This is a genomic window from Veillonella sp. T11011-6, assembly GCF_002959755.1.
GTDB lineage: Bacteria > Bacillota > Negativicutes > Veillonellales > Veillonellaceae > Veillonella.
Genome location: NZ_PPCW01000001.1, coordinates 387461 through 403426, shown reverse-complemented (window position 1 = coordinate 403426; position 15966 = coordinate 387461). Strand labels below are relative to the sequence as shown.

13 protein-coding genes are annotated in these 15966 nt (G+C 39.2%); 12 read left to right on the top strand and 1 reads right to left on the bottom strand.

What is annotated here, in order from left to right:
- Positions 1 to 186 precede the first annotated feature (186 nt).
- The 11 genes from glyQ (at position 187) to trmFO (ending at position 13127) form a co-directional block, all read left to right on the top strand.
- Positions 187 to 1062: a glycine--tRNA ligase subunit alpha gene (glyQ, locus tag VRHSUH10_RS01870; RefSeq protein ID WP_060919832.1), complete on the top strand. Its 876-nt coding sequence runs from the start codon at positions 187 to 189 to the stop codon at positions 1060 to 1062.
- Between the two features lies 1 nt (position 1063).
- Positions 1064 to 3115: a glycine--tRNA ligase subunit beta gene (gene glyS / locus VRHSUH10_RS01865; RefSeq protein WP_105089230.1), complete on the top strand. Its 2052-nt coding sequence runs from the start codon at positions 1064 to 1066 to the stop codon at positions 3113 to 3115.
- Positions 3116 to 3283: 168 nt separating this feature from the next.
- Positions 3284 to 3670: a MarR family winged helix-turn-helix transcriptional regulator gene (locus VRHSUH10_RS01860; RefSeq protein ID WP_105089229.1), complete on the top strand. Its 387-nt coding sequence runs from the start codon at positions 3284 to 3286 to the stop codon at positions 3668 to 3670.
- Between the two features lie 131 nt (positions 3671 to 3801).
- Entirely contained in the window at positions 3802 to 4143 is a 342-nt protein-coding gene (rplS, locus tag VRHSUH10_RS01855; protein WP_005377523.1) for a 50S ribosomal protein L19, read from the top strand.
- Between the two features lie 68 nt (positions 4144 to 4211).
- Entirely contained in the window at positions 4212 to 5108 is an 897-nt protein-coding gene (ylqF, locus tag VRHSUH10_RS01850) for a ribosome biogenesis GTPase YlqF (protein ID WP_105089228.1), read from the top strand.
- Between the two features lies 1 nt (position 5109).
- Positions 5110 to 5907, top strand: coding sequence for a ribonuclease HII (locus VRHSUH10_RS01845; protein ID WP_105089227.1), 798 nt, complete (start codon positions 5110 to 5112; stop codon positions 5905 to 5907).
- Between the two features lie 218 nt (positions 5908 to 6125).
- On the top strand, positions 6126 to 6524 hold the full coding sequence (locus tag VRHSUH10_RS01840) for a YraN family protein (protein ID WP_105089226.1): 399 nt from the start codon (positions 6126 to 6128) through the stop codon (positions 6522 to 6524).
- Between the two features lie 11 nt (positions 6525 to 6535).
- Entirely contained in the window at positions 6536 to 8173 is a 1638-nt protein-coding gene (locus VRHSUH10_RS01835) for a YifB family Mg chelatase-like AAA ATPase (protein ID WP_105089225.1), read from the top strand.
- An 8-nt stretch (positions 8174 to 8181) separates the two neighbouring features.
- Positions 8182 to 9429, top strand: a complete 1248-nt coding sequence (gene dprA, locus VRHSUH10_RS01830; RefSeq protein ID WP_105089224.1) for a DNA-processing protein DprA — start codon at positions 8182 to 8184, stop codon at positions 9427 to 9429.
- Complete coding sequence (gene topA / locus VRHSUH10_RS01825; RefSeq protein WP_105089223.1) at positions 9419 to 11818, top strand: type I DNA topoisomerase; 2400 nt, start codon at positions 9419 to 9421, stop codon at positions 11816 to 11818. Before dprA ends, topA begins: the two co-directional genes overlap by 11 nt.
- Positions 11811 to 13127, top strand: coding sequence for a methylenetetrahydrofolate--tRNA-(uracil(54)-C(5))-methyltransferase (FADH(2)-oxidizing) TrmFO (gene trmFO, locus VRHSUH10_RS01820; RefSeq protein WP_105089222.1), 1317 nt, complete (start codon positions 11811 to 11813; stop codon positions 13125 to 13127). The genes topA and trmFO overlap by 8 nt, the downstream gene beginning before the upstream one ends.
- A gap of 134 nt (positions 13128 to 13261) precedes the next feature.
- On the opposite strand, the gene lgt is transcribed toward trmFO, so the two are convergent.
- On the bottom strand, positions 13262 to 14086 hold the full coding sequence (lgt, locus tag VRHSUH10_RS01815; protein WP_105089221.1) for a prolipoprotein diacylglyceryl transferase: 825 nt from the start codon (positions 14084 to 14086) through the stop codon (positions 13262 to 13264).
- Between the two features lie 153 nt (positions 14087 to 14239).
- On the opposite strand from lgt, the gene VRHSUH10_RS01810 reads away from it, so the two are divergent.
- On the top strand, positions 14240 to 15955 hold the full coding sequence (locus VRHSUH10_RS01810; protein WP_105089220.1) for a glycosyl hydrolase family 18 protein: 1716 nt from the start codon (positions 14240 to 14242) through the stop codon (positions 15953 to 15955).
- Positions 15956 to 15966 lie beyond the last annotated feature (11 nt).

Here is a 15966-nt window from a genome sequence, read left to right as displayed (position 1 = left end):
GCTGTAGAGCATTGGCAGGAACGCAGGCATCTGTTAGTAAAGGTCAACATAGAAAAAAGAGGGCGCAAGCCAAATAGGGTGGAACCGCGGGTATACTCGTCCCTGTAACGTTTTTTCGTTACAGGGACTTTTTTGTTTGTAACGAAATGGTTGATTTTATGTCGGTTGTGTAAAGTGGAGGCAGCAATGACATTTCAAGAGATTATTTTAAATCTACAAAAATTCTGGAGCGATCAAGGTTGTATCGTTCAAAATCCATATGACATCGAAAAGGGTGCAGGTACAATGAACCCTGCTACATTTTTGCATGCTATTGGTCCTGAACCATGGGCTGTATGTTATGTAGAACCTTCTCGTCGTCCAGCAGACGGTCGTTATGGTGATAACCCTAACCGTTTGTTCCAACATCATCAATTCCAAGTTATCGTGAAACCATCTCCAGATAATATTCAAGAATTGTACTTACAATCCTTGGCAACTCTTGGTATTCATGCTGAAGATCACGATATCCGTTTCGTAGAGGATAACTGGGAATCTCCAACATTGGGTGCTTGGGGCCTTGGCTGGGAAGTATGGCTCGATGGTATGGAAGTAACTCAATTCACATATTTCCAACAAGTTGGTTCCATCGACTGTAAACCAGTTTCCGTAGAAATTACATACGGTTTAGAACGTTTGGCTATGTACATTCAAGGCGTAGAAAACGTATATGACCTTAAATGGAATGAAAATGTTACATACGGTGATGTTTGGCATGCTAACGAAGTTGAACAATCCGTATATAACTTTGAATTAGCAGATACAGATATGCTTTTCAAATTGTTTGATATGTACGAAGCAGAAGCAAAACGCGTTTGTGCAGCCGGTTATGTATTACCAGCTTACGACTATGTATTGAAATGTTCCCACACATTCAACTTGCTTGATTCCCGTGGTGCTATTTCTATCAGCGAACGTACTGCTTTCATCGGCCGCGTACGTGCATTAGCTCGTATTTGTGCACAACAATACCTTGCTAAACGCGAAGAATTAGGATTCCCACTTTTGAAAGGAGATAAATAAGATGGCAAAGGATTTATTATTTGAAATCGGTGCAGAAGAAATTCCTGCCGGCTTTATGCCAAATATCTTAGGTCAATTGAAACAATTGGCTGAAACAAAATTAAATGATGCCCATCTTCCTTTTGAAAGCATCGCAACATACGGCACACCACGTCGTTTGGCTCTTATCGTGAAAGGTCTTGCTGACACATCTGCTGAAATCAGCGAACGTCATAAAGGTCCTTCTGCATCTATCGCATATGATGCTGACGGTAATGCAACAAAAGCAGCTATCGGTTTTGCTCGTGGTAAAGGTCTTGATGTAGCTGATCTCGTTGTAGAAGACGGCTATATCTATGCTGAAACTAAAACAGCAGGCGTACCTGCAAAAGATATTGTAACTGACATGTTGCCACAATTGATTACAGGTCTTAACTTCCCTAAATCCATGCATTGGGGCAATTTAGATGCTAAATTCGTACGTCCTGTACGTTGGCTTGTAGCATTACTTGATGAAGAGGTAATTCCTGTAGAATTTGCTACTGTTAAATCCGGTAATGTAACACGTGGTCATCGCTTCTTAGGTGCTGATGAAATCACTATTAAAAATGCAGCATCCTATGTAGACACATTAAAAGAAAACTTTGTTATGGTTGATCAAAACGCACGTCGTGAATTGATCTCCAAACAATTACATGATATTGCAGCTTCTAAAAATGCATCCATCGTTTGGGATGATGATTTATTAGAAGAAATTAACTATCTTGTTGAATGGCCTACAGCATTATGTGGTGGCTTTGAAGAGTCCTACTTGGCACTTCCAGATGCAGCTATCATTACACCAATGAAAGACCATCAACGTTACTTCCCATTGGTTGACCAAGACGGCAAATTGTTGCCAATGTTCTTAACAGTTCGTAATGGCTCCGATCATTCTATCGAAGTAGTTCAAGCTGGTAATGAACGTGTATTGCGCGCTCGTCTTGATGATGCTAAATTCTTCTTCAATGAAGACCGCAAGAAACCTCTTATCGACCGTCAAGATGGTTTGACTAAAATCGTATTCCAAGAAGGTCTTGGTAACTTAGCAGATAAAACTGAACGTTTGCTTAAATTAGGTCGTGTATTCGGTGAAGAATGTGGCTTGCACGAAGATGCAGCTGTTGTATTAGAACGCGCTACAGAACTTGCTAAAACTGACCTTACAACAGGTATGGTTACAGAGTTCACTGAATTACAAGGTGTAATGGGTAAAGAGTACGCTTTACTTGATGGTGAGTCCGAAGAGGTAGCAGAAGCTATTTTCGAACAATATTTACCACGTTTTGCAGGCGATGTATTGCCTCAAACTGAAGCAGGTAAAGTGTTGTCCATCATCGATAAAGTAGATAACATCGTTGCTACTTTCAGTCGTGGTTTAATCCCTACAGGTTCTCAAGATCCATATGCATTGCGTCGTCAAACAATTGGTATCTTGAATATCTTGCTTGGTAGCGAATGGAACATCAGCTTGCGTCCAATTTTCAAAGCATCTATGGAATTGCTTAATGTACCAGCTGAAAAACAAGACGAATTGCTTGGCCAAGTAGAAGAGTTCTTCACACTTCGTTTGAAAAATATCTTCCTTGATCGCGAAGTTCCTCATCATGTAATCGATTTGTTGTTGTCTAATAATGAATTGTCCGTTGCTGATGCTGAAGGTCTTGTAAATGCATTGTTAGCAAACCGCATTGATGAAAATGTTGAGCTTGTTCAAGCTTATACTCGTATGTACAATCTTGTAAAAGATGTGGAATATACAGGTGTTAATAGCGACTTGTTGAAAGAAGATGCTGAAAAAGCATTGTTCGAAGCTGCTTCTAAAGCATCTGAAGCAAGTCTTGCTGCATGGGAAGCTAATGATTATGCTGCAGTTGTAGCTGTTCCAGCTACTTTAGTTCCAGCCATCAACAAATTCTTTGAAGATGTAATGGTTATGGATAAAGACGAAGCTATTAAAGCTAACCGTCTACAACTTGTTCGCTTGGCGTACAACGTAATGGCTATTATCGGCGATATTAGCGCATTAAAATAATATATTTTGTATTAGATACATTAAACTCTTACAGAAATATATGAAAGAAGAGGTACCATTTGGTACCTCTTTTTGCTTTTACGAAGAATATACATATTTTATGCAGGAATTTTTGAGACTATGGCGAATATCTTATAATATACAAAGTTGTATGAGGAGATAACTGTCATGAATCATGATGAATTATATAAAGCCTTATGTAAGGTGCCAAACGGTAAAGAAAAGTCTCGTGATAAAATAATTATAGAATTATATATGCGATCTCAAGGAGCATCTCAAAAACAATTAGTAGATGCTCTTAATATGCGTCCCGCTACAGTATCGGAGCAGACCGATATACTCATTGAATTAGGGTATGTAACAAAGCATATTGATTTCATGGATAAACGAATTTCTGTAGTAGGCCTCACGGAAGAGGGCAAGCGATTAGGTAAATCATTATTACATTCGTATGACCAATTTCTTAATGTATTATTTTCTGATTTTTCTGATGATGAAAAAGATGATTTATATCGCTTGTTAGGTAAGTTAAAGCGCCCAATCTTAAGTAAATAATTAGTTTCTCAAAATTATATAGAAAATACTTGCGAACAGTACGTGATTTATGATACTATATTGCTGTTAATTTGAGACAGTCCGCTGCCTATAAGGTGTAGGTATTGAATGTCTGCAAACAGGAGGAAACAATGAACATTATTAACGTACTTGAACAAGAACAACTTCGTACAGACATCCCTACTTTCCGCGCTGGTGACACAGTTCGCGTACACGTAAAAGTAGTGGAAGGTTCTCGTGAACGTATCCAAGTATTCGAAGGTTTGGTAATTAAACGTCAAAACGGTGGCGTACGTGAAACTTTCACAGTTCGTCGTATTGCATCCGGTGTAGGTGTAGAACGTACATTCCCACTTCACAGCCCACGCTTAGCTAAAATCGAAGTTATGCGCCGTGGTGTTGTTCGTCGTGCTAAATTGTACTACTTACGTAACCTTACTGGTAAAGCTGCTCGTATTCGCGAAAAACGCTAATGTTCATAAAAGGCTGCCGTCGGCAGCCTTTTATTTTTGCTAAAATTTAGATGTAGAAAGGAAATACTATGGCAGATTCACCTATCGTACATTGGTTCCCTGGGCATATGGCGAAAGCCACACGTATGATTACGGAGTATATCAAAAAGGTAGACGTAGTTATCGAGTTACTCGATGCGCGTATTCCTCGTTCTAGTGCCAATCCTGTAATCACTGAACTCGTTGGTCAGAAACCTCATATCGTATTGTTAAATAAAGTTGATTTAGCAGATCCTAAAGCCACAAAGGAATGGACTGAATTCTTTACTAAACAAGGCATCACGGTATTGGCTATCGATTCTAAGTCTGGCAAGGGTAATAAGAAATTGATATCTACTGTAGAGCGTTTGAGCAAGCCTATTATTGACCGTTGGGTCGCAAAAGGCATTCGTAGTCGTTCTGTACGTACTATCATCTTAGGTATTCCTAACGTGGGTAAATCTACGTTGATTAACTCCTTAGCTGGTTCTGCAGCAACACGTACAGCTAATAAGGCTGGTCATACCCGTGGTCAACAATGGGTTAAAATTGGTAAAAACCTTGAATTGCTCGATACACCAGGTGTATTATGGCCTAAATTAGAAGATCAACGCGCAGCAGCTCGCCTTGCTATGACAGGTGCTGTTTCTGATGATGTGTATGATTTAGAACATGTCATTAAACAATTAATTAATCACTTATTAACGAATACACCTAATATTTTGGTGGAGCGATATAAATTAAAAGAAGAAGAGATGACGGATGTAGATACGATTCTTGAAAGTATTGGCCGTCGTCGTGGTTGTCTCGTAAGTGGTGGTGTAGTAGACTTTGATAAAGCACGCCGCATCATCTTGCAAGATTATCGTAATACTAAACTTGGTACCATTACACTCGACAAAGTGGATGAAGAACCATACTATCCTGAAGATGGTGAGGAAACATAAAATGGATAAGGATGTTTTTTCTAAATTAAAGGTTGCAGACATTAAGGCTCTCTTTGAAACTGAACAAGCTTTAGAAATTTTGCCATTGGCTCAAGAGGACAATCGTAGCTCTGTACAAAAATTAGCTGTTTCTTATATTAAACGTCAGGAAAAAGAGTTAAAAGAGCAGCAACGTCTCATGGGTATGTATGACTATGAAGGCATGTTCTATGATCAAGGTATCTATCATGTGGCTGGTGTCGATGAGGTAGGTCGTGGTCCTATTGCGGGGCCTGTGACGGTAGCTGCCGTTATTTTGCCGCCTATGACTTTAATTCCAGGCCTTAATGACTCTAAAAAGCTAACAGAAGAAAAGCGTGAGGCCCTCTACGATATTATCATGGACGAAGCCATAGCTGTGAGCTGCATTTCCTACGGCCCAGAAAAGATTGATGAGCTCAATATCTATGAAGCAACACGACAAGCGATGTATGAGGCTATTCGTACGCTCAGCGTACCAGCTGAAGCAGTAGTGGCTGATGCTATGAAATTGCATGATTTAACGATTCCTGTTGAATCCATCATTAAAGGCGATAGTAAAAGCGCTAATATTGCTGCTGCATCAATCATCGCTAAGGTTACGCGAGATCGATATATGAAGAGTTTAGATGAAGAATACCCAGGCTATGGCTTCGGTATCCATAAAGGCTATTATACGGAGTTACATAAAGAAGCTGTGGAGCAACAAGGTGTGACACCACTACATCGCAAGAGTTTTGAGCCTATTAAATCTATCGTCCGTTGGGTTAAACCTGATTGATTATATTAACGTAAATTTATCATATAAATTGTATATAGTTTATAACCGTAAAGAGGTTCCTATTGGTCACCGATGTGACTATTAGGAACCTCTTTTCTATTTACTTTCAGAGCCTCCATATTTTACGCTACAAGTAAGTATTACCTGTTGAATGTTTAGAGATGATTTGGCTAAACATGTGAGTCATTGTAACTAGCAATGTGACATAGGAGGTATATATGAAAACGATTAGTACAGGTAAAGCATTTAATGAATTAGATTCAAAGGAGCTTGGAAAATGGGGCGAACGGGTGGCCATTAAATATATTGAAAAGATCGGCCTTACAGTAGTAGATACGAATTATAGAACCCGGTTAGGAGAAATTGATATTATTGCAAAACGCGATTTAATCTATCATTTTATTGAAATTAAAGCTCGTCGTGGAATGCAGCATGGATTGGCTCGTGAAGCGGTGACAAAGAAGAAACAAAAGCATATTAAACGGGCAGCTATGTTATTTTTGTATGATCTACATCAAAAAAAACGGCGGTGGAAAGAATTATCCTTTGATGTAATTGAAGTGTACTTGCATGAAGACTTTCAAAGTTCCATTCATTATTTACCGCAATGTTTTTAGAGAGGTTACTTATGTATGCAAAACTATATGGTGCTACCTTACATGGCATAGATGGATGCATTATTACAGTGGAAGTTGATATATCTCAAGGTTTACCTGTCTTTGACATTGTAGGGCTACCTAATCAATCGGTTAAGGAAGCTCGTGAACGTGTGCGGGCTGCCATCAAAAATAGTGGCTATGAATTCCCTATGAGACGCATTGTGGTGAATCTAGCACCTGCTACGATTCGTAAAAGTAGTGCAGGACTCGATTTAGCCATTGCTTTAGGGGTTCTGTTTGCATCGGGACAGATAAAGGGGCGCAAAGCTAATATATCTGCTTTATTAAGTAACAGTCTGTTTATGGGAGAGCTAGCTTTAGATGGTTCACTATTACCAACATTTGGAACCTTGGCTATGTCTCTTGCAGGCTTAGATTCTAATTATTCTACTATATTTACAAGTGTTGAAAATGGTCATAACTTAAAGGCCATACCAAAGCTTACCATTTATGGGGAATCTTCATTACTACATATTATTTCTATTTTAGAGAAACTAGCTAAATCAAAGATCGGTAAAGGAAATAAAGGGACTATTAGCCAATCTACAAGTTCGGGAAATCAAAATTATAATCAATCAGTGGAATTGTTAGAGTCATATGAACCTGTAGATTATATGAATGAACATAATTGTGTAGATACAGGCTCCAATCAAATATATACAGTCGATTTTAGTGATGTACAGGGGCAAGAGCTTGGAAAAAGGGCTATGCTCATCAGTGCAGCAGGTCATCATCATTGTATTATGATAGGTCCACCAGGTGGTGGTAAAACGATGATGGCTGAGAGATTGCCGACCATATTACCACCTATGACATGGAATGAAATCATTGAAGTGAGTCGTATACAAGATGTAATAGGATTATTAGGAGATACAGGATTAGTTACAACTCGTCCTTTTAGACATCCCCATCACACGGCGACTTTAGCGAGTATGGTTGGTGGCGGTATTCAAGGTCGACCAGGTGAGGTAACCCTTGCTCACGGAGGTGTTCTATTTATGGATGAAGCCCCTGAATTTCAACGTCAAGTTATCGATGCGCTTAGGCAACCTTTAGAATCACGGACAATTACCATCAATCGTTCTCAAGGTAATTACATATATCCTGCCGATTTTATTTGTATCTTAGCGGCTAATCCATGTCCTTGTGGCTATTATCATGATCCTTATAAAGAGTGTGTATGTACGGAAACAATGGTTAAAAATTATCAGCAACGATTATCTGGGCCTATTATGGATCGCATCGATTTGCACATACCTGTTGAAAGGCCCACATTAGAGCAATTATTAGATACTTCGTCGTCAACGATGACTAGTGAAAGTATGAGAGAACAAGTTGTTATGGCGACCTCTATGCAACAGAAACGGTATGAAGGCCTAGATTTTAGCTCTAATGGTGCCGTACCGCATAAGGCCATAAGTGAGCTTTGCCATATTACCGATAAGGCTTGGAGTGTACTCGGTAATATATTTGACCATTTCCATTTAAGTGGACGTGCTTTTGATCGCATATTAAAGGTCAGTCGTACCATAGCAGACCTTGAGGGAAACCCAAAAGTGGAACCACATCATATTTCCGAAGCAATGTTATTTAGAACTGGTAAATAGGTAATGATATGACAAGATATGACGACAATATTTATATTGCAGGCCTACAGAGTCTATATAATGTAGGAGCTACGTATGTAAGACGATTTATAGAAGACTTTGGTTCTCCTTACGAAGCGTGGAAAGCTGTTAAAAATGTAGAGAATTTAAAAGGGTATACATATATTTCTGTAGCTGATAAACGCGCTATTGCAGCATCGGCTAAGGATGAAAAACTAGATTATATAATTCAAAAATTAGATGAATATCAGATGGATGTTACCACCTTTCTAGATAAAGATTTTCCATCTATGTTAAACCAAATCTATAATCCACCAGCCATATTATTTATGCGAGGCAACCGAGCTTTATTAGATAAAAGATTGAACCGTATTGCTATTGTAGGGGCTCGACGATGTTCCTTATATGGGCGGAATGTGGCGAGAATGTTAGGGAAAGAATTGGGTAAATACAGTACTATAATTGTGAGTGGCGGAGCTCGCGGTATCGATTCACATGGTCATGAAGGACTACTAGCAAGTCAGGGGTACGGCATTGTTGTTATGGGATGTGGTTTAGACATTGTATATCCTAGAGAAAATTCAAAATTATTTGACCGGATACTGGCAAGTAATGGCTTACTCCTATCCGAATATCCTCCAGGCACACCGCCATCAGCTAAACATTTTCCTGCGCGAAATCGTATTATTAGTGGACTTAGTCGAGGTGTAATCGTAGTGGAGGCTAAGGCTAGTAGTGGTTCTTTAATTACTGCAGATATGGCGGTCAGTGAAGGGCGCGATGTATTTGTAGTACCATGTAACCTATTAGACCATATAGCGGATGGTAATAAGTTTCTTATGCGCAATGGGGCTTATGTACTGACTGGATATGAGGATATAGTGGAACAATATCATTTAACTTTACGAGATTTTTTTGCTACAGAAGAGAAACTTTCACCGGCAAAAAAGAAACTTTCAACGTCAAAGAAAGAGGAACATAGTCATGTAAAAGAGGGGGATTTATCGAGTAATACATGTAAGGGTGTTGATAGTCATGGGCCGTCTATGTTAAGCTTTAGTTTGGATAAGAGTTTAATCTTGAGTGAAATACCTCATGATCGATGTATTACTGTTAGTGATATTTTGAAAGTAACTCACATTCCATTGCAACAATTGCAGCCCTTATTACTAGAGTTAGAGCTAGAAGGGGCTATAGAGCATCAACCGCCGAGAGGCTATATTAATATGACTAGGAGTGATATACTTGTCCATTAAACGATCTATCGTTATTGGCGAGCCAAAAGCAGCTAGTACTAGTAAAGAAACAAAAAAGAAAAGTACTACAAAAGAGAGTACTACGATAAAACGTAAGGTTGCCAAAGAGGCTCTTACTCCTATGGGAATTGTACGGGACAAGTCTGTGTTACAAACCTCTGTGCCACCTGAACAACGAGAACCTCGCGTATATAATCCGGATGGCAAAGTATTGGTTATCGTAGAATCTCCTGCTAAATCTAAAACAATTGAAAAATTCTTAGGTCCAAACTATGTGGTAAAAGCAAGTATGGGCCACTTACGAGATTTGCCTAAATCTCAGATGGGTATCGATATAGAGCATGGCTTTACACCGCGCTATAGCAATCTAGTAAGTCGTAAAAAGGTTATTGATGAACTCGTTTCCTATGCCAATGAAAGTAGTGCCGTATTGCTCGCAACTGACCCTGACCGCGAAGGGGAAGCCATTTCATGGCATTTGGCGTACATTCTTAACGTAGATCCTACGTCCACATGCCGTATTACATTCAACGAGATTACTAAAAATGCAGTAGCGGAAGCTTTAGAATCTCCACGTACCATCGATATGAACATGGTAGATGCTCAACAAGCACGCCGTGTGTTAGACCGTATCGTAGGTTATAAATTGAGTCCACTATTATGGAAAAAGGTTTGTAAGGGCCTTAGTGCAGGTCGTGTACAGTCCGTTGCTGTTCGTCTCATCTGTGAACGCGAACGAGAAATACAAGCCTTTGTGCCACAAGAGTACTGGACTATTGAAGGTAATTTTGAAACGCCTAAAAAAGAGGCTTTCACAGCAGAATTAACTCATATTAAAGGCGAGAAAATCGATATTACTACTGAAAAAGATGCACAAGCCGTTGTCGATGCCATAGGCGGTGCCGATGCAGTAGTAACGAATGTAGAAAAACGTAAGCGCTCTCGTAAAGCGGCACCACCATTTACAACCTCTACGTTGCAACAGGATGGTGTTCGTAAGTTGAACTTTGGTGCAAAGCGTACCATGATGATTGCTCAACATTTGTATGAAGGTTTAGAAATCGGTTCCTATGGTCATGTAGGTTTGATTACTTATATGCGTACAGACTCTACGCGTATTTCTAAAGAAATGCAAGCTATGGCTAAGGACTATATTATTCGTAACTATGGTGAAGATTATTATCCATCTAAACCTAACATGTATGGTGCAAAAGGTTCCGCTCAAGACGCCCATGAAGCGATTCGTCCTACATCATTAGAGTTAACACCAAAAATGGTAGAACCATTCTTGAGTCGTGATGAGCTAAAATTATATACGTTGATTTGGAATCGTTTTATGGCGAGCCAAATGGCACCACAACAAAATGAATCCACTACCATTGAATTGACTGTTTATGACGACTACACATTTAAAGCGACAGGTTCTCGTGTAATCTTCCCAGGTTTTAGTGCTGTTTATGAAGATGCTAAAAAAGAGGATGTTCCTCAATTGCCAGCGCTTAAAAAGAATGATGCTGCTCATACGGTAGAGGTATTGCCTGAACAACATTTCACGCAACCACCTCCACGTTATTCTGAGGCGAGCCTCATCAAAACATTGGAAGAGCTCGGTATTGGTCGTCCAAGTACATATGCTCCAATTCTTGATACAATCGTAAGCCGTAACTATGTAGAAAATACGAATAAACAATTCGTTCCTACAGAGTTAGGCTTTGTAGTGGTAGATTTCTTGATCGCGTACTTTGAAAAAATCATCAATACAGGTTTTACTCGTGATCTAGAAGAAGAACTCGATGCTATTGCATCAGGTAAGGATACGTACCTAAAGGTATTGTCTGATTTCTATGAAGTATTCGCTAAAGAGCTAGAAGATGCGAGCGATGTGGATCGCATCGAAATTGCATCTATGGAAAGTGATGAAACGTGCGAACTCTGTCATAGCCCAATGGTATATAAATTTGGTCGCTATGGTAAGTTCCTTGCATGTTCTAACTTCCCAGAATGTAAAAATACTAAACCTATTACGGTAGGGACAGGTGTAACTTGCCCTAAATGTAAAGAAGGGGAAATCGTAGAACGTAAGTCTCGTCGAGGACGTTTGTTCTATGGTTGTAACCGTTATCCACAATGTGATTTCACATTATGGGATAAACCAACCCATGAGTTCTGTGATACTTGTGGTTCTATTATGGTTGAAAAGACATATAAAAATGGGACGACTAAGAAATTCTGTTCCAATGAAGCGTGTCCAACTCGACCTCCAAAGAAAACTAGAAAGAAAAAGAGCGAAGCTAGTGAAGAAACTGTAAAAGAATCTAAAGAAACTAAAGAGTCTAAGAATTCTAAAAAATCTAGCAAAGCTAAAAAAGAGGAAACAACAGTTGAATAATAAAAATGTTATTGTTATTGGCGCAGGTCTAGCTGGCTCTGAGGCGGCTTGGCAACTCGCTAACCGTGGTATTCATGTAGACTTATATGAAATGCGCCCCGTTAAGAGTTCCCCTGCGCATCAAACAGATCAGTTTGCAGAGCTTGTATGTAGTAACTCCTTACGCGCTGGCAATATTGAAAATGCAGTAGGTCTTTTAAAAGAAGAGATGCGTCGTTTAGGCTCCATTATTATGGAATGTGCTGATGCGACTGCTGTACCTGCCGGTGGTGCATTAGCCGTTGATCGTCATCTATTTAGTGAAATGGTGACTGAAAAGGTAAAAGGTCACCCTAATATTACAGTGCATCACGAAGAGGTAACCGAGATTCCTGCTGAAGGTACTGTTATCTTCGCTTCTGGTCCCCTTACATCTGAAGCATTAGGGGATAAGATTAAAGAATTAACTGGTGAAACAGGCTTTTACTTCTACGATGCAGCAGCACCTATTGTAACGGCAGAATCTTTGAATTATGATAAAGTATTTGCCGCTTCTCGTTATGATAAGGGCGATGCAGATTATCTTAACTGTCCTATGACAGAGGAAGAATACAAAGCATTCTGGCATGAGCTTACAACGGCTGAAGCAGTACAACCAAAGGATTTTGAAAAAGAAATCTATTTCGAAGGTTGTATGCCTGTAGAAATTATGGCTAGCCGTGGTGAAGATACATTGCGCTATGGACCATTAAAACCTGTAGGTTTGGTGGATAAGCGTACCAATGAGGAGTCTTATGCAGTTGTTCAATTGCGTAAGGAAAATAAAGAAGGCACTATGTTTAATTTGGTAGGCTTCCAAACTCACTTAAAGTGGGGCGAACAAAAACGTGTATTTGGTATGATCCCAGGCCTTGAAAACGCAGAATTCGTTCGTTATGGCGTTATGCATCGTAATACGTATATCAATTCCCCTGAGTTGTTGAACCATGCATTCCAACTAAAAAAAGAACCGCGTTTATTCTTTGCGGGCCAAATGACAGGCGTAGAAGGTTATTTAGAATCTGCTGCTAGTGGTCTTATGGTTGGTTTACAAGTGGACCGTTATTTAGGAGAACGTTCATTTATAGACTTCCCTAAAACTACAGCTATTGGATCCCTTAGTCACTATATTTCTAACTATGAAGGGTCTAACTTCCAACCTATGAATGTCAACTTTGGTATCATGGATCCATGGCCGCAAAAAATCCGTAAGAAAAAAGAGAAAAATGCACTCATTGCTAATCGTGCATTAGAAGAGCTAGATGCTTTAAAGGCTAAAGAAAAACTATAAATTTTGGACATATAAAATAAATTGCTCCATACTATATGAGTTTTTAAGACTTATAAAGAAAAATCCTTCATTCAATGGGACGCCCATGAATGAAGGATTTTTTATTCTCAATATATGTTGCTTATTATATGAAGTTATTTACGTTTTTTTGTTTTAGGCGCTGTTTCTGTAGTTTCAAGTACAGGTTGGTTTTTCTTTTCTAAGTAGCCTAAATAAATGAATAAGCAAATACCTACAATGATGACAATAAGACTAGTCATTTGAGCAGATTTTAAGCCTAGTGTTAAGTCTACATAGTCGCCGCGCAAGAATTCAAGGAAGAATCTAGCTGTAGAGTAGAGAATAGCATATAGTACGAATACTTGACCTTTAGCATGTTTAAAGGAGCTAAACAATAGAAGGGCCACAAAAATAAGAATGTCGATTTGACCTTCCCAGATTTCGGCAGGCCATAATGGTTGATTGCCGTAAGTGCGATGTGCTAACGTGCTTTCAGGATAGAGAATACCAAAGTTACCACCCGTAGGATGACCAAAGGCATCGCCATTTAAGAGGTTTGCCATACGCCCTACAGATTGAGCCAAAATTAAGGCAGGGGCAAATAAATCAGCAAAGGCCCAGAAGTCGATATTGTTTTTACGTAAGTACCAGTAGCCTGCAATGGTGCCTAATACAACGCCACCTTGAATGGCCATACCACCTTGCCATACAAAGGGAATTTCTAATAAATGATTGCCATAATAGTGCCAATCAAAGAAGAATACATCCCATAGTCGGGCCCCGATGAGACCAGCTACGGCAACCGTAATGGAAAAGTCGATAATATGTTCATGCCATCCTCGACCATCTTTTTTTAATAAAACATAGGCAACAGAGGCACCACAGATGATAGCTAAGGCTAACATGGCACCATAAGCCCTGATAGGGAAGTCACCTATAAAAAATAGATATTGATGCATATAAAACTCCTTATATAATAACTTGTATTGTATAAGATAAATTATAAATTACATGTACCCTTCATGCAACAACTGAGAGGAATTCTATATAATATGGTATAATATAGAGATTGAAATTATATCCCCTTTAGGGGACTAGAGTTAGGAGAGTTCATGATTCGTAAATCTACTATTTTAAAATCTTTAACAGCTTTGGTGATGTCTGCATTGTCTAGTACAGCTGTACAAGCAGAAGTATTAGTGCCGCTCGATCAATTCTTGGCGAATACTACGCGTCATTACGAAGCTAATCAGTATAAAACATCCTATACGGTATATGTACCTCAAACAGTATTACAAGGGAATACTATTATTTTAGACCCTGCTGCCGTTGGAGAACCTGTAAAATTGCCAACCACTAGCAAAAATGGCACGACCTATGTCGATATTGAGTCTGATCCAGCTATGCTCGGCGTGAGCTATACAAAGACGAATGGACAATTAACATTAGGTCCTGCACCACAAGCTTCTACGGTAAAAGCTCCGTATACAATGCAAACACCATTGTCTTGGGCTTTTGATCCATGGCCAACACAGGGAACTCCATATCAAGCAAAACTTAATGCTAGCGGCGATAATATCATTTCTCCAAGCTGGTTTAAATTGCATAGCCTGGGCCTCGAAGCAAGTCCTAATGTAAGTATTGATTATGTTAACGATTATAAGAGTAAAGGTTACCACGTATGGCCTTTAATTACGAATCGATTTGACCCTGGTTTTACTAGCGGCATCCTAGCAGACCAATCTGTATGGAAGAAATATGCTCATAACCTCGTTCAATATGCTTATATTTATGGATTTGATGGTTATAACTTTGACTTTGAAAACATTGATTATGCCGACCGTGATCGTTTAACAGCCTTTGTAGCATATCTATCAAATCATTTACATCAATACAATATTAAAACATCCATTGATGTAACCGGTTATTCCGATAGCCCTGAATGGTCCTTAGTATATAATCGTAGTGCCTTTGCTAATTCCGTAGATTATGTAGTTCTCATGGCTTATGATGAAACATGGGCTAAGAGTACTACAGCAGGTCCTGTAGCAAGTTATCCATGGGTTCGCAATCATGCAGAAAAAATGCTTTCTGAAGTGCCATCCCAAAAACTAGTACTTGGTGTGCCATTCTATATGCGCTTATGGCATGATACAAATGGCTATGCTAAAGGCGAAACATTGGCTATGAAAAATATAGGTAGTTACTTTGCAAACTACAAGGATAAAATGACATGGGATGATAGATTAAAATTATATTATTTATCTATCCCAACTGGCTCTGGTTCCGATCGTATTTGGTTTGAAGATAATACGTCTTTAGGTTTGAAGCTAGATCTTGTAAAAGAGTTACAGCTTGGTGGTTTTGCTGCATGGCGTAAAGGCTTTGAAGATGAATCTACTATTGCTATGATTCAAGGCAAAGACTTAGGCCGCGGTATTCCTAAATCTCCTACAGATGTTGTTCCTGAACCTATAGTAGAAGAAACTAAGCCTTTAACTAAGCTTGAACAATATAAATTGCGTTTAGAGGAAAAAGAAAAGGCCAAAGCTGCTAAAGCGGAAGCAAAACGTAAGGCTAAAGAAGAAAAAGAATTAGCTAAACGCAAAGCTAAAGAAGAAGCGGAGCAAGCTAAAGCTGAGAAAAAACGTCAAGCTGAGGAAGCTAAGGCAGAGAAAAAACGTTTAGAAGAAGAGGCTAAGGCTCAAAAGGAACGGGATGCACAAGAGGCAAAGGATAAAATTGCATCGTATAAGAGCCATGGATCTGTTCAAAATACAACTACTAAAAACGAATTAACTAAATCTATACAAGTAGTAAAACGCTAGAGTTTGACTGC

Bases quoted from the DNA above. Each gene is read 5' to 3' on its own strand.
- VRHSUH10_RS01840 (WP_105089226.1), top strand. From the start codon at position 6,126: ATGAAAACGATTAGTACAGGTAAAGCATTTAATGAATTAGATTCAAAG.
- glyS (WP_105089230.1), top strand. From the start codon at position 1,064: ATGGCAAAGGATTTATTATTTGAAATCGGTGCAGAAGAAATTCCTGCC.
- ylqF (WP_105089228.1), top strand. From the start codon at position 4,212: ATGGCAGATTCACCTATCGTACATTGGTTCCCTGGGCATATGGCGAAA.
- lgt (WP_105089221.1), bottom strand. From the start codon at position 14,086: ATGCATCAATATCTATTTTTTATAGGTGACTTCCCTATCAGGGCTTAT.
- dprA (WP_105089224.1), top strand. From the start codon at position 8,182: ATGACAAGATATGACGACAATATTTATATTGCAGGCCTACAGAGTCTA.
- glyQ (WP_060919832.1), top strand. From the start codon at position 187: ATGACATTTCAAGAGATTATTTTAAATCTACAAAAATTCTGGAGCGAT.
- VRHSUH10_RS01845 (WP_105089227.1), top strand. From the start codon at position 5,110: ATGGATAAGGATGTTTTTTCTAAATTAAAGGTTGCAGACATTAAGGCT.
- rplS (WP_005377523.1), top strand. From the start codon at position 3,802: ATGAACATTATTAACGTACTTGAACAAGAACAACTTCGTACAGACATC.
- VRHSUH10_RS01835 (WP_105089225.1), top strand. From the start codon at position 6,536: ATGTATGCAAAACTATATGGTGCTACCTTACATGGCATAGATGGATGC.
- VRHSUH10_RS01810 (WP_105089220.1), top strand. From the start codon at position 14,240: ATGATTCGTAAATCTACTATTTTAAAATCTTTAACAGCTTTGGTGATG.
- VRHSUH10_RS01860 (WP_105089229.1), top strand. From the start codon at position 3,284: ATGAATCATGATGAATTATATAAAGCCTTATGTAAGGTGCCAAACGGT.